This is a genomic window from Streptomyces sp. NPDC052236 (assembly GCF_044548015.1).
In the GTDB taxonomy this organism is placed as follows: domain Bacteria; phylum Actinomycetota; class Actinomycetes; order Streptomycetales; family Streptomycetaceae; genus Streptomyces.
Genome location: NZ_JBIUBL010000017.1, coordinates 88,847 through 102,718 on the forward strand (window position 1 = coordinate 88,847; position 13,872 = coordinate 102,718).

The window sequence follows — 13,872 nt, forward strand, 5'->3', positions numbered from 1 at the left end:
CGGCCGTCAGCCGGACGGCGGACCGCTCGGGTGGACGACCATCGCCGAGCCGCCGCCCCTGCGGACCCGCTCGGCCGCCGCCAGCCACCGCCCGTCGGGCAGTCGCTGTACGCCCGTCGCCGCGCCGATCTCCGGGTTCTGCCGGAAGGCGTGGCCGATCGCCTCCAGTTCGGCGCGCAACGGGCTGTTCCACAGCGCCGGTTCGAGCTCAGTCGTCGGCTGGTTGCGCTGGCTGGCGCGCGGCGCGGCGATCGCGTCGACCAGCGGCAGGCCGCGGTCCAGACGGCCCGTCAGCGTCTGGAGCACGGTGGTGATGATCGTCGCACCGCCCGGGGAGCCCACCGCCAGCACCGGACGGCCGTGGTCGAGCACGATCGTCGGCGAGATGGACGAACGCGGGCGCTTGCCCGGACCCGGCAGGTTCGGGTCGTGGACCGCCGGGTTCGCCGGGGCGAAGGAGAAGTCGGTCAGTTCGTTGTTGAGAATGAAACCGCGCCCGGGCACGGTGATGCCGCTGCCGCCGGTCGACTCGATCGTCAGGGTGTACGCGACGACATTGCCCCACTTGTCGGCGGCCGTCAGATGGGTGGTGTTCTCACCCTCGTACGTCGTGGGGGCGGCCGTGCCCGCACTCCCGCACGCCGCGGGGTTGCGCGGGTCTCCCGGCGCGAGCGGGCTGGTGAGCACCGCGTTGTCCTTGATCAGGCAGGCGCGTGAGTCGGCGAACCGCTGCGAAAGCAGCTCCTTCGTCGGCACGTCCTCGAAGGCCGGGTCACCGACCCACCGCCCCCGGTCCGCGAACGCGATCCGGCTCGCCTCGATGAAGCGGTGCAGATACTGCGTCTGCGTGGCCTTCGACAGGTCGGTCCGCTCCAGGATGTTGAGCGCCTCGCCGACGCTTGTGCCGCCCGAACTGGACGGGGCCATGCCGTACACGTCCAGCCCCCGGTAGGTCACCTTCGTCGGCGCCCGCCGCTCCGTCTCGTACGCCCACAGGTCCTTCGCCGTCAGATCTCCGGGGCGTACGATCCGTGCCGCGCCGGCCGCCACCGGGGGCTTCCGCACCGTACGGACGATGTCGTCGGCCAGCCGGCCCCGGTAGAGCGCGGAAACGCCCTTGTGTCCCAGCTCCTTGTACGTACGCGCCAGATCGGGGTTCTTGAAGACCGAGCCGACCACCGGCAGCTGCCCGCCGGGCAGGAAGAGCTTCGCCGTGTCGGGGAAGTCCGCGAAGCGCGCCTGGTTGGACTCGGTCTGCGAGCGGAAGGTGGCGTCGACGGTGAAACCGTCCTTGGCCAGCCGCTCGGCGGGCCGCAGCAGTTGCGCCAGCGGCCTGCTGCCCCAGGCGTCGAGGGCCGTGTCCCAGGTCGCGGGGGTGCCGGGGGTGCCGACGCCGAGGCCGCTCGTCATGCCCTCCGCGAACGGGATCGGCTTGCCGTCCTCAAGGAAGAGGGAGGCGGTCGCGGAGGCGGGGGCGGTCTCGCGGCCGTCGATGGTCTGGACGGTACGGGACTTGGCGTCGTAGTAGACGAAGTAGCCGCCTCCGCCGATGCCCGCCGAGTACGGCTCGGTGACGCCGAGCGCCGCGGCGGTCGCCACCGCCGCGTCCACGGCGTTGCCGCCGCGCCGCAGCACCTCGATACCGGCGGCCGACGCGTCCGCGTCGACGCTCGCGACCGCGCCGCCGTAGCCCGCGGCCACGGGTGTCTTGACGGGTGTCCGGGGCGGCGGGGGGTCGGTCGGGGGCGCGGTGGCGCCGATCGAGAGCACGGCAGCGGCCACGGCGAGAACCGATACCTTCCGGGCGGCGGAGCGACGCATCCCTACCTCCAGTCAACGCGGTTGCGGGCAGCGTAGCCGGACGATGTCCCTCCGTGGGGGGACGACCACGAACTGCCGTGCCAAACCATCGCGTCGAACAATGGTCCGGAACCCGGCTAGCATGCGCGCCCATGAATGACGACGTACGCAACATCGTGCTCGGCGTGGTCGCCGCCGGCATCAGCGCCGCTCTCGGCTGGCTCGCCCGCACCTACCTCTGGCGGCGCAGGCTCCGCCGCAAGCAGGCCTTCTTCGGGCTGCCGGGCAACTCCGAGTCTCTTCTCGTCGTCAACCGCGAGGCGGGGCGGGACGGCTCCGTGCACCGCTTCGACGTCTTCGCGCTGCTGGAACTCGCCGCCCTCATCAAGGACTGCGGGGCGAACGCCCAGATCGTCTGGCACGACATAACGCAGCAGGGCCTCGGCGAGCGTACGGAGTTCTGCGTGGGCGGGCCCGGTTCCAATCGCCGGATGGCCGCTCACCTGCACAGTCTCCTTCCCGGTGTGAAGATCAACACAGACGCGGAGCCGGGTCCCGACCAGGCCAGTTTCCAGATCGGCTCGGAGCGCTACCGCATGGACCGGGGCGTGTGCGAGTACGTTCTGCTGGCGCGGCTCACGACCGGTGACGGCGCGCGCCCGGTCTTCCTCTTCTGCGGGCAGCGCGCCATCACCAACCAGGCGGCCACCCGCTATCTGGCCCGCCACCACGAGAAGCTCACCCGCAAGCACGGCGACAGCACCTTCTGTCTGCTGCTGAAGGTAATCAACTCGCACGCGTACGGCCCCAATGTGGTCGAGCTGGTCGCCGATGTGACCCGTACGGCGCAGGTGCCCGCGCCTGCCGCCGCGCCCACTTCTCATCGCGCCTAGGCGTCGTGCTGAGGCGTCGCGCCTAGGCCGCGAGCGGGCAGCGCCCAGGACCGAAAGACCCGTCGCTGCCGGTGACGGTCACCTCGGCGTCGCCCTCCGCCACAACGGCGTACGCGAGGGTGCACAGCAGCTGGTCCCGGGCGGTGGCCGACAGCCCGCCGACCGCCATGCCGACAGTGAACTCCACGCTGTTGGTCAGTTCGCCGACCTTCACTCCGCCCCCGCCCCCGGCCTTGCCCCAGCTGCCGCCGGCGGGCAGTTCGGTGGTGAGGCCGGCCGCGGAGTCGGTCTCGTCGGGACCGCTGAACAGCAGTGCGTACGTCTTGCCCACGGAGCCCGTACCGGGCGAACGGACGACGGGCATCAGGTCGCCGGCCGGGGAGACGAAGTACAGCAGTGTCCTGTCCCTCCCGCCCACGGTGGTGATGGTCGCGGGCTCGCCCGCCGCGACGACGTCGGTGCTCTGTATCCCGCAGCCGGTGAGCAGCAGCACGCCGGACGCCAGAACGGCTGCCGCGCGATGGCGTACGCGGGGCCGTATGCGGGGCCGGAGCTTCATGACGCGACCTCCAGGGGGATCTCCACGGTGAAGACCGCTCCGCCGCCAAGGCCGTTGGCCGCCCGGACGGTGCCGTGGTGGAGCCGTACGTTCTCCAGCGTGATGGCGAGTCCGAGGCCGCTGCCCGCGGACCGCCTGCGGGCGGCGTCCGCCTTGTAGAAGCGGTCGAAGATATGCGGAAGCACCTCGGGCCGGATCCCGGGTCCGTTGTCGGACACTTCCGTCACCAGACAGGTTCCGTAGGAGCGCTGCTCGGTGCGCAGCCGTACGGCGACGGGCCGGGCGCCGTGCCGCAGCGCGTTGCCGACCAGGTTGGCGATGACGATGTCGAAACGGCGCGGGTCGAGTCTGGCCCGTACGCCCTCGGGGAGTTCGGCGGCGACCTGGTGCTCCCAGTGACGCCGTTGCAGGGTCTGGCGGATGGCCTCGGCGGCGTCGACCTCGTCGAGGTTGAGTTCCGCCGCCCTGGCGTCGAAGCGGGAGATCTCCATCAGGTCCTCGACCAGCGTGGCGAGCTTGCCGGTCTCGGCGCTGATGAGCCGTACGGCCGCCGCCGTGTCCGGGGGAAGCGACTCCGCGTCCTCGTCCAGCACCTCGGTCACGGCGAGCATTCCGGCGAGCGGGGTGCGCAGTTCGTGCGAGACGTCGGAGGCGAAGCGCCGGGCTCTGGCCTCCGCCTGCCGCAGTTCGAGTACCGAGCTCTCCATCGCCTCGGCCGACTCGTTGAAGGTCCACGCGAGGTCCGCGAGTTCGTCGGCGCCCTTGACTTCGATACGGGTGTCGAGCTTGCCCCGGCCCATGTTGCGGGCCGCCCGCCTGAGGTCCCGTACCGGGCGCAGCACACTGCGCGCGGCGAGCAGGGCGGGCACCAGCGCGACAGCGAGGGCCGGGAGCGCGCCGTCGCGGGCCGCGGTGAGCATGGCCTGGATGTTGGCGTCCTCCGTGGCCAGCGGCATCACGGCGTAGAAGACGAGGCCGGTGGGCAGGGTCGTGGCTCCGGTGGTGAGCACGGTCGGCATGCCGACGGTGAGCCAGGGCTGCCCGTCCTTGATGACGCGCTGAAAGGCCCCGTACGGCCTGGCGCGCACGGCTTCACGCAGTTCGGGTGTGATGACCGTGGAGGTGGGGCGGTCGGTGGAGGAGGCGGTGATCTTCCCGTACTCGGCGAAGACCGTCCAGGGGCGCGGGGTGCCCTTGCGGGCCAGCACCTTGCAGAGCTCCTCCAGGCCCTCCTGGTCCGTCGCGAGCGGCGGCGCGAGGGGGCGCAGCTCCTCCCGGAGCTGCGCGACCGCCGCGTCCTGGCTCTGCTCCAGTACCGCCGTGCGCGCCTCGCGGTAGGTCAGGGCCGCGGTGGTGGCCACGCTGACGGCGGCGACCAGCAGAAAGGCGGCGATGAGACGGGTGCGCAGGCCGAATCCCGCGGTGAGCCTCACAGCGGCCCGAAGCGGTAGCCGAAGCCGCGCACGGTCTGGATGTAGCGGGGGTTGCCCGAGGGGTCCTCGACCTTGTGCCGCAACCGCCGTACGCAGGCGTCGACCAGCCGCGCGTCCGCGTGGTAGCTGTGCTCCCATACGTATTCGAGGAGTTGCTGTCTGCTGAAGACCTGTTCCGGCGAGGCGGACAGATGGAGGAGCAGCTTCAGCTCGCTGGGCGCGAGTGGCAGCCGTTCGCCCGACTTGGCCACGTTCAGTCCGGAGCGGTCGATCGCCAGCTCGCCGTGGAACTCGACGCCGGGGCGGCCACCGGGGTCGGCGAGGCGTCGCAGTACGGCGCGTATGCGGGCCTCGATGACTTCGGTGCGGGCGGGTTTGACGATGTAGTCGTCGGCTCCGGCCTCAAGACCGACCACCACGTCGAAGTCGTCACCGCGTGCCGTGAGCATGATGATCGGCAGCTGGCTGGTCTCGCGTATGCGGCGGCAGACCTGCACTCCGTTCATGCCGGGCAGCATCAGGTCGAGGAGGACCAGTTCGGGGTGGAACTCCCGCAGCGCGTCGAGTCCGCTCTCGCCGGTCTCCGCAGCGCGCACTTCGTGGCCTCGGCGGCGCAGGCCCAGCTCGACCCCTTCTCGTACGGACGGGTCGTCCTCTATCAGCAGTACGCGTGGCATGGCGTCAGTGTCCTTGGGCTGATGGGGTCAGTACGGTCGGGTCAGTAGGGTCGGGCCGGCAGGCGGGATCTTCAGCGGCGCAGCCGCTTGCGGGCGCCCGTCAGCATGGCGGTGATCTCCGTGAGGCCCAGTGGGCGCGCCAGCAGTGCCACGACCGCGACCAGCACCAGCGTGCCCGCGCCCGCCGCCGCGAAGTCCCCCAGGGCCTCGGCCGACCTGGCCGCCGCGTATCCGAGCGCGCCCGCGGGCAGGGAGGCGAGCAGCAGCCGTCCATGGGTGCGCAGTCCGGGTGAGCGCAGCAGCGCGGGGCGGGGGCCGGGCGCCGCCAGTCTGCGGTTGAGGGTGTACGCGGTGACGGCGAAGCCCGCGAAGAGCGCGACGGAGTAGGCCCCGGCCATTCCGGTGACCGCCCAGCGCGCGGGCAGCAGCAGGTAGGCGGTCGCGGACAGTGCGGCGTTGAGCGCGGCGGTCACCAGGTTGAGACAGAAGGGCGTGCGGGTGTCGGAGAGGGCGTAGAAGCCGCGCGAGAGCACGTACTGCCCGGAGTAGGCGATCAGTCCGGGCGCGAACGCCATCAGCATTCCGGCCATCACCGCGATGTCGGCGGGCCCGGTCCTGCCGTACTCGAAGACGCTGCCCAGTACCCATGGCGCCAGCGCGAACAGCGCACAGGCCGCGGGAAGGACGACCGCAGCGCTGGAGCGCAGCGCGTAGGAGACATCTCGGCGGACGGCCGCGAGATCGCCGTCGGCCGCGGCCCGGCTCATCCGCGGCAGCAACGCGGTGACGAGGGAGACGGTGACGATGCCCTGGGGGACGGCCCACAGCAGAAAGGCGTTGCTGTACGCGGTGTATCCGGCGCCGCCCGCGAGCCCGGCGTCCGCCGCGCGCTGCCCGGTGGAGGTCGACAGCCGGGTCACCACCCAGTACGCGAACTGGTTGGTCAGCACGAGCAGCATCAGCCAGCCCGCCGACCGCAGCGGCCGGGTGAGCCCGCCGCCGCGCCAGTCGAAGCGCGGACGCCAGCGGAAGTGGGCCGCGCGCAGGGAGGGGATCAGCGCGAGCGCCTGGACGACGATGCCCGCGGTGGTGCCCCAGCCGAGCAGCTGGGCCTGGGCGGGGCTGAGGGTGCCGGAGCTGTCGGCGGCCATGGCGAGGTACAGCCCGAACACCGCGATGACGACCAGGTTGTTGAGGACCGGGGTCCACATCATCGCGCCGAAGCGATCGCGGGCGTTGAGTACCTGTCCGAGCAGGGTGAACAGGCCGTAGAAGAAGATCTGCGGCAGGCAGTAGCGGGCGAGGGCCACCGTGAGATCCGCCTGCGCGCCCGCGTAGTCGGTGTACGCGGCCACGATCCAGGGCGCGGCAAGCACGGCCGCCGCCGTGATGACCAGCAGCGCGACGGCGCAGGCGGTGAGCAGCCGGTCGGTGTACGCGGCCCCGCCGTCCTTGTGCTCCTTGGCCGCGCGGACCAGTTCGGGAACGAAGACGGCGTTGAGCGCGCCGCCGATCAGCAGGATGTAGAGGATGTTCGGGACGGTGTTGGCGACCGTGTAGCCGTCGGCGAGCAGTCCGGTGCCGAGCGCCGCGACGACGACGGCGGACCGTACGAATCCGGTGATCCGGGAGACGACGGACCCGGCGGCCATCGCCATACCGCTGCGCAGGGCCGAGCGGGGCTTCCGGGCGGAGGGCGAGTCCGGGGAGGGCGAGTCCGCGGCGGTCTCCGCCGTGGCGGCGGCCGTCACCGTCGGGCCAGATAGGCCTGAAAGGCCCGGTACAGTGCGCTGTTGGCCGTTCCGCCCACCGATGTCTCCCACTCTCCGAGGGTCTCGACGGTCTGGCCGCCGGTGCCGAGCTTCCAGCGCAGCAACCCGAACGGCCGATCGTCGGGATCGAGGGTGGAGGGTACCCCGCGCATGTCGTACTCGTCGGCGCCGAGCGCGAGCGCATCGCACATCATCCGCCACTGCAGCGCGTTGCTGGGGCGGACCTCGCGGCGGTGGTCGGCGGAGGCGCCGGTCTGGTACCAGACGCGGCGACCGGCCACGATCATGGTGTGCGCGGCCAGGATCTCGCCCTGGTGGCGGGCGAGACAGAGCCGCATCCTGCCCGGCTGTTCCGCGTTGAGGGCGGCGTACTGCTTCTCGTAGTACGCCAGTGACCTGCCAAGACGGAAGCCGTCCCGCTCCTCGGTGATGCGCAGCAGCCGGTAGAACTCGGGCAGGTCCTCGGGCCCGCCGACCACGGTCTCGACGCCCGCCTTCTCCGCCTTGCGAATATTGCGCCGCCACTCCTGGTTGAGGCCCGCCCACAGATCGCCCGCGTCGCGACCGGCCAGCGGCACCCGGAAAACGAGCCGCGGCTGGGCGTCGGCGTCGGTTTCGTCTCCGCCGCAGCGCTGCCAGCCGCGGGTCCGCAGGCGGTCGGCGACGGCGGCGCCCAGCGGGTCGACCTCCGTGGCCAGGACGTCGCCGATCTTGCGGCCCGGGCCCATGGCGCTCTTGAGCCGCTCCGCGTCCCAGCGGCGGTACGCCGGGGAGGGGCCGATCCGTACGGCGAATGCCCCGGCCTTGCGCAGATGGCGCATCAGCGGCTGGAGCCACCGGTCGATGTCCGGGTCGGCCCAGTCGGCGACGGGTCCTTCGGGAAGGTAGGCGAAGTATTTCCGGGTGCCCGGGAATTGCCGGTAGAGAATGAGCGCGGCGCCCGCCAGTTCACCGGAATTCAGCTGCCAGCCAATTCGTTCGGAGCGCCATTGGTCCTTCACTTCGGCCCAGGAGGGGTACTGCAGAAAGCTCGCCTCCGGGCGGGCGGCCAGAAACCACTGATATTGGTCGGCGGCGAGTGTGCGTACGGTTGGTTCGCTGTCCTGACCGGGCGTCATGAGCAGTGCGCACACGTCGGTGGCCTCCCTGTTCGCCCCGTCGTCGGCTGCGGGGACGCACAGGATGCTCACAGTGGTCCGTGACCGGTCCGCGCGGTGAATGTGACCGGACGATGACCGTTCGTCTGCGGTCTCCGTCACATGGGCGTTCCGGGGATTTCACGGGAGTTGTGCGACCTAGGGTCCTGTCATCGCATCGTTCCGTACGGACAGACAGCGCCTCGGAGGTTTTCAGTTGAGCCGTATACGTAACGCCGCCATTGCCGCCGTCGGCGGGACCGCGGTCCTGACCGCCGCTCTCACCGCATGTTCCGGCAATGAGTCCGGCGGCGGTTCCGAGAAGAAATCGGAGATGGAATCCACCGGTGTCGTGGCCGCGCCGGTGGCGGCGAAGATTTCCGTGAACCTGAAGGGCAATCAGGCCAGGGCCGGCGAGCCGGTGCGGGTGACGCTGGCCGCCGGGAAGCTGAAGGAGGTCACGGTCGCCGACACCAGGGGCGGCAGGCTGACGGGACGGATATCCGCCGACGCGAAGTCCTGGACGTCCGACCGCAACGCCGCTCCCGGCACCGGCTACACCGTCGAGGCGAAGGCCGAGCACGGCGGGAGCCTGCGCGCCGGCATCACCACTGCCGCCGCGGACAAGGTCAACAAGCTCACGCTCGCTCCCGGCAAGAACACCACGGTAGGCGTCGCCCAGCCGCTGTCGATCGTCTTCGACCACCCGGTGAAGAACAGAGCCGCGGTGGAGAAGCAGCTCAAGGTCACCACCTCGAACAACACGGTGGGCTCCTGGGGCTGGCTCACCGACTACTCGGGCAAGGACCGCGTCGACTGGCGCCCGAAGGAGTACTGGAAGCCGGGCACCACCGTGAAGCTGAACGCCGACCTCAACGGCATCGACTCAGGACAGGACGGCGGGTGGTTCGTACGCGACTACGACACCGGCTTCACCGTCGGCAGGAGCCAGGTGGTCAAGGTCGACCTCAGCAGTTCGTCGCTGAAGCTGGTGCGGGACGGCCGGGAGGCGGCGTCGATCCCGGTGTCGGCGGGCACCCCGGGCGGTATCCAGGCCTCCTGGAGCGGCACTTCGGTGGTGATCGCGAAGGAGGGCACGGTGCGGATGAACTCCGAGACGGTCGGCCTCGGCGATGCCTACGACAAAATGGTCGCGTATTCGGTACGGCTCACCTGGTCCGGGATGTACGCCCATGCCGCCCCCTGGAACGCCGCCTACTTCGGCAAGTCCAACAAGAGCCACGGCTGCATCGGCATGAGCACCGCCAACGCCTCCTCGCTGTACGGAAAGCTCCAGGTCGGCGACCCCTTCGAGATCACCGGCAAGGGTTCCAAGGGCGAGCCGCCGCAGGGCAACGGCTACGCCGAGTGGAATCTGTCCTGGTCCGAGTGGCAGTCGAAGAGCGCCCTCCGCTGAGCGGGTGCAGAGGGTTCAGAGAGTGCACCGAACACCACCCGTCCGGCGCGCAGCTGACCTTCTCCCCTGGACGAGAAGTGATCACCGGCTGCCGCCAGCGGGTTTCCCCGCCGGAGGGCGGAGGGAGGGTGCGAAGGGCAAATCGTAGTCGAGATCGACGCGATGAGTTTGCAAACTATTCATCCCGGCAAGGGAATTCGCACCGACACGCACAATGTTGCATAAGCCGTACTTATCTACCCTTCGGCGGCTTCCGCATAGACCTGGGAGAGCTCGGGCGCTCCATTGACGGCCCACTCCAGGCCCGCCTCCACCACGCTGATCTCCCGGCCGGAGACGAGCCGCACCACCGGATGGCCGCCCGGCCAGATGTGCCAGGTCGCGCCGGGCACCGTACGGACCATGACGGTGCCGAGGTAGAGCCCCGCGTCATTGCCCAGCGAGGGCAGCTCCTCCGGGTCGTCGCGCCAGCGCGGCGGCAGCTGGTCCAGGGCGGCCAACGAGGCAGGGGTGTCGTCCAGTTCGAGCCCGGACTCCCCTACTCGGACACGCAGTAGCTCGCACTCGGAGAGCAGCTCGGCAATGGCGGCCGCTCTCTCCGGGTCGTCCTCGGCACCGGCCGTAAGTACGTTCTCCTCGTCCACACCGCCGCGTCGCTTGAGCCAGTTGTCCAAGAAAGGGATGTTCATACTGCTCAGCCTCGCATCCCCGCGGCCCCACGCACCACAGGGCGCGCGTCGACCCCCATCAGATGTCCAGATCGACGACGACGGGCGCGTGGTCCGAAGCGCCCTTTCCCTTGCGCTCCTCGCGGTCGACATAGCTGTCCTTGACCGCCTTGGCGAAGGTCTCATTGCCGTAGACCAGGTCGATACGCATGCCGCGGTTCTTGGGGAAGCCCAGCTGGCGGTAATCCCAGTAGGTGAAGGGGTGCTCGTACTTCAGCGGGCGGGGTATCACATCGGTGAGCCCGGCCTCGCGCAGCGCCTGCAGCGCCGCCCGCTCGGGCGCGGTGACATGCGTCAGCCCGTCAAAGGCGGCCACATCCCACACATCGGTGTCGGTCGGCGCGATGTTGAAGTCGCCGAGGACCGCGAACGGACGCGCGCCCGCCGCGTCCACCGCCACGGATATCTTCAGCGCCGCCAGCCAGCTCAGCTTGTAGGCGTAGTGGTCGTGGGCGACCTCTCGGCCGTTGGGCACATAGACCGACCAGAGGCGGACCCCGTCGCAGGTGGCGGAGATCGCCCGCGGCTCCTGTGTGCCCTCGTACGCCGGGCCACCGGGCAGGCCCTTGACGACGTCCGTCAGGCCGACGCGGGAGATCAGCGCCACGCCGTTCCACCGGCCGGTGGCGTTGGTCGCGGATTCGTAGCCGGCCTCGCGCAGCTCGGCGGCGGGGAACTGCTCCTCGCCGCACTTGGTCTCCTGGACGCACAGCACGTCCGTGCCGCTGCTCTCCAGCCAGGCCAGCAGCCGGGGGAGCCGGGCGGTGATCGAGTTGACGTTCCAGGTGGCGATGCGCATGCGAAGAAGCCTATCCGCCAGGTCTGACAATCGAGGATGCGGCCGTCGATCCGGACATCGATCCGGACGTCACACGCCGACCGCCTCGCCCGGGGCCAGCCGCTGGTGCTCCGCGCCTCCCAGGGAGCCGATATGGCCGTCGTAGATGGGCCGCGCCAGCTCGGTGAGCAGGGCGTCGTGCACGTCGATGGCGCGCTGCGGCTTCACCTCCCGTACGTACTCGATCACCTCGGAGAGCTTGCTCCACGGGGCGTGTACGGGCAGCAGCAGCGTCTCGACCGGGTGGTCGGGCACGGTGAGGGCGTCGCCGGGGTGGAACAGCGAACCGTCCACGAGATAGCCGACATTGGTGATGCGCGGAATGTCCGGGTGGATCACGGCGTGCAGCTCGCCGTGGACCTGTACGTCGAAGCCGGCCGCGGTGAAGGTGTCGCCGTGGCCGACGGTGTGGACCCGGCCCGGGAAGCCCGCCGAGAGCTGCTCGGCGACGCTCCGCAGGGTCCAGATCTGCGCGCCCGGATCGGCGATGAGCGCGGCGCGCAGCCGGTCCTCGTTGAAGTGGTCGGGGTGCTCGTGCGTGACCAGGATGACGTCCGCGCCCAGAGCCGCGTCGGGTTCGCTGAAGGAGCCGGGGTCGATGACGAGCGTCTGCCCGTCCTTCTCCAGCCGGATGCAGGCATGCGTCTTCTTCGTGAGCCTCATGCCCCCATCCTGCTACGCCGGGGGCGTGGTCTCCTCCTGGATCACTGCCTGGGCCACTCTGAAGGCGGAACTGGCCGCCGGAACGCCGCAGTACACGGCCACGTGGATCAGGACCTCCCTGATCTCGGCGGGGGTCAGCCCGTTGCGCAGGGCGGCGCGGGTGTGGAGGGCCAGCTCCTCCAGGTGTCCGCCCGCGACCAGCGCGGTCAGCGTCACCACGCTGCGGGTGCGCCTGTCCAGGCTCTCGCGGGTCCAGACCTCGCCCCAGACGTAGCGGGTGATCAGCTCCTGGAAGTCGCCGGTGAAGTCGTCGGCGTCCGCGTCGGCCGTCACCCGGTCCACATGGGCGTCGCCGAGAATCTCGCGGCGTGCCTTCATGCCCGCGTGGTACGGGTCGGGGCGGCCGGCGGCGACCGCCTGCGGCTGTTCCGGGGAGGCGGGCGCGAGCTCGGCCACCGGCGTCACCATGGCCGAGACCGCGGGCCCGACCATGTGCGTGCCCGTGTGCGCGGTCGTCGGCGCCGGAATCGCGGGGAGCGTGTCCTGCCAGGCCGTGGAGAAGTGTCGTACAAGCAGGTCGGTGACGGCGGCGGGCTGCTCCACGGGGGCGAGGTGGGACGCGCCGGGCACCAGCGCGAGGCGGGCGTCCCGTATGCCCGCGACCAGGGTGCGGGCCTCGGCGGGCCCGGTGACCTGGTCCTCGGAGCCGACCAGGACCAGCGTGGGGACGCCGATGAGGCCGAGGTCACTGCGGGCGTCGAAGGCGGCCAGCGCCTCGCAGGCGGCGATGTAGCAGCCGGGGTCGGTGGTGCGGACCATCTGGACGGCCCATTCGACGATCGCGGGCTGCGCGGAGGCGAAGCCCTGCGTGAACCAGCGCTCGGGCGCGGCCCGGGCCATCGGGTCCATTCCGTTCGTACGCACGATCACGCCGCGCTGGCGGAACCCGTCGGGGGTGCCGAACCGGGGCGAGGCGGCGACCAGGGCCAGGGAGGCCATCCGGTGCGGGTGGCGCAGCGCCAGTTCGATGCCGATCGCGCCGCCGATGGAGCAGCCCGCGTATCCGAAGCGCTGGATACCGAGCTGGTCGAGGGTCGCCAGCAGCCGGTCGGCGAGCTCACTGACGGCGGTGGCGGGGTGGGCGGGCGCGCCGCCGTGGCCCGGCAGGTCGTAGCGGAACACCCGCCACTGGGCGGCCAGGTCGGCGATCTGCCGGTCCCACATGTGCCAGGTGGTGCCCAGGGAGGGACCGAGGATGAGGACGGGGGCGTCGTCCGGACCGTCGATCCGGTACTGCAAGGTCTTCGGGGGCGTCTGCGTCTCACTCACCCACCCACCGTAATGACCCCCGGGTAATGAGTGGCGGTCGGCCCTCCGGTCAGGGGGTCGCCGTCGATACGACATACACCATGGGGCTGGACGTATCGGTCAGGTCGACGGTGATGTCCTGGCTGGGCTGCGGCTTCTTCTGCGGGTGCGTGGTCCCCGCCCAGTCGCGGTCCGGGCCGAAGCCCCAGCCGGCCGTCTCGGCGTCACGGGTGCTGATGGTGACCGCGCCTTCGTCGAGGTCGGCGCGGTTCGTCCCGACGTGCCTGAGGAACCGGTCGAGCCCGGCGGCCGTGGTGCGGAACTGCACGAACAGCCGGCTGGTCTTCCAGTTGCTCGTCTCGAAATAGGCCACGTCCGTGGACTCGCCCGGGATGGGCACCTCGAAGAAGCGGCGCTTGGCCTGGGACGGCCAGGTGTCCCTGAGGGCGGTGGCCGCGGACTCCGCCTCCTTGTCCCGGCCGCTGTCGCGGCTCTGCTCGGCGGAGATCACCAGATAGCCCGCCGGGATGCCGACGAGCAGCACGATGATGATCGCTGTCAGCCAGCGGCGGCGGATCATATGGCGCCGGTCCTCGGGCGGGCGGCCACTGTCGTCCGGGTTCGCTGACTGGCGGGGCACGGTCATGG

Annotated in this window: 13 protein-coding genes; 2 read left to right on the top strand and 11 right to left on the bottom strand. The window is 70.7% G+C overall.

The window, feature by feature from the left end; genetic code table 11:
• Positions 1–6: 6 nt before the first annotated feature.
• Complete coding sequence (ggt, locus tag ACIHCQ_RS26480) at positions 7–1,821, bottom strand: gamma-glutamyltransferase (protein WP_399667132.1); 1,815 nt, start codon at positions 1,819–1,821, stop codon at positions 7–9.
• A gap of 131 nt (positions 1,822–1,952) precedes the next feature.
• On the opposite strand from ggt, the gene ACIHCQ_RS26485 reads away from it, so the two are divergent.
• On the top strand, positions 1,953–2,693 hold the full coding sequence (locus ACIHCQ_RS26485; protein ID WP_399667135.1) for a hypothetical protein: 741 nt from the start codon (positions 1,953–1,955) through the stop codon (positions 2,691–2,693).
• Positions 2,694–2,715: 22 nt separating this feature from the next.
• Here ACIHCQ_RS26485 and ACIHCQ_RS26490 read toward each other — a convergent pair whose 3' ends face one another.
• From ACIHCQ_RS26490 to ACIHCQ_RS26510, 5 genes are all read right to left on the bottom strand, one after another.
• Complete coding sequence (locus ACIHCQ_RS26490) at positions 2,716–3,252, bottom strand: hypothetical protein (RefSeq protein WP_399667138.1); 537 nt, start codon at positions 3,250–3,252, stop codon at positions 2,716–2,718.
• Positions 3,249–4,685 (bottom strand): ATP-binding protein, encoded by a 1,437-nt coding sequence (locus tag ACIHCQ_RS26495; protein WP_399667141.1) that lies wholly within the window; start codon positions 4,683–4,685, stop codon positions 3,249–3,251. Before ACIHCQ_RS26495 ends, ACIHCQ_RS26490 begins: the two co-directional genes overlap by 4 nt.
• Positions 4,682–5,362, bottom strand: coding sequence for a response regulator (locus ACIHCQ_RS26500; RefSeq protein WP_399667144.1), 681 nt, complete (start codon positions 5,360–5,362; stop codon positions 4,682–4,684). Before ACIHCQ_RS26500 ends, ACIHCQ_RS26495 begins: the two co-directional genes overlap by 4 nt.
• 71 nt (positions 5,363–5,433) lie before the next feature.
• Positions 5,434–7,113: a murein biosynthesis integral membrane protein MurJ gene (gene murJ / locus ACIHCQ_RS26505; protein ID WP_399667147.1), complete on the bottom strand. Its 1,680-nt coding sequence runs from the start codon at positions 7,111–7,113 to the stop codon at positions 5,434–5,436.
• Positions 7,110–8,252, bottom strand: coding sequence for a lipid II:glycine glycyltransferase FemX (locus tag ACIHCQ_RS26510; RefSeq protein ID WP_399667385.1), 1,143 nt, complete (start codon positions 8,250–8,252; stop codon positions 7,110–7,112). Before ACIHCQ_RS26510 ends, murJ begins: the two co-directional genes overlap by 4 nt.
• A gap of 235 nt (positions 8,253–8,487) precedes the next feature.
• Between ACIHCQ_RS26510 and ACIHCQ_RS26515 the strand changes: the two genes are divergently transcribed.
• Positions 8,488–9,687 (top strand): Ig-like domain-containing protein, encoded by a 1,200-nt coding sequence (locus ACIHCQ_RS26515; RefSeq protein WP_399667150.1) that lies wholly within the window; start codon positions 8,488–8,490, stop codon positions 9,685–9,687.
• Positions 9,688–9,923: 236 nt separating this feature from the next.
• Here the strand turns inward: ACIHCQ_RS26515 and ACIHCQ_RS26520 are convergent, their stop codons facing one another.
• The 5 genes from ACIHCQ_RS26520 to ACIHCQ_RS26540 all read right to left on the bottom strand — a co-directional run bounded on the left by ACIHCQ_RS26520 (position 9,924) and on the right by ACIHCQ_RS26540 (position 13,870).
• Positions 9,924–10,376 (bottom strand): DUF6278 family protein, encoded by a 453-nt coding sequence (locus ACIHCQ_RS26520; RefSeq protein ID WP_399667153.1) that lies wholly within the window; start codon positions 10,374–10,376, stop codon positions 9,924–9,926.
• Positions 10,377–10,434: 58 nt separating this feature from the next.
• On the bottom strand, positions 10,435–11,214 hold the full coding sequence (locus ACIHCQ_RS26525; protein WP_399667156.1) for an exodeoxyribonuclease III: 780 nt from the start codon (positions 11,212–11,214) through the stop codon (positions 10,435–10,437).
• 69 nt (positions 11,215–11,283) lie between these two features.
• Positions 11,284–11,916: an MBL fold metallo-hydrolase gene (locus ACIHCQ_RS26530; RefSeq protein WP_399667159.1), complete on the bottom strand. Its 633-nt coding sequence runs from the start codon at positions 11,914–11,916 to the stop codon at positions 11,284–11,286.
• A gap of 12 nt (positions 11,917–11,928) precedes the next feature.
• Positions 11,929–13,245 carry an alpha/beta fold hydrolase gene (locus ACIHCQ_RS26535; protein WP_399667162.1) on the bottom strand — a complete coding sequence of 439 codons (1,317 nt, stop codon included), beginning with the start codon at positions 13,243–13,245 and terminating at the stop codon, positions 11,929–11,931.
• 49 nt (positions 13,246–13,294) lie between these two features.
• Positions 13,295–13,870: a hypothetical protein gene (locus tag ACIHCQ_RS26540; protein ID WP_399667388.1), complete on the bottom strand. Its 576-nt coding sequence runs from the start codon at positions 13,868–13,870 to the stop codon at positions 13,295–13,297.
• Positions 13,871–13,872 lie beyond the last annotated feature (2 nt).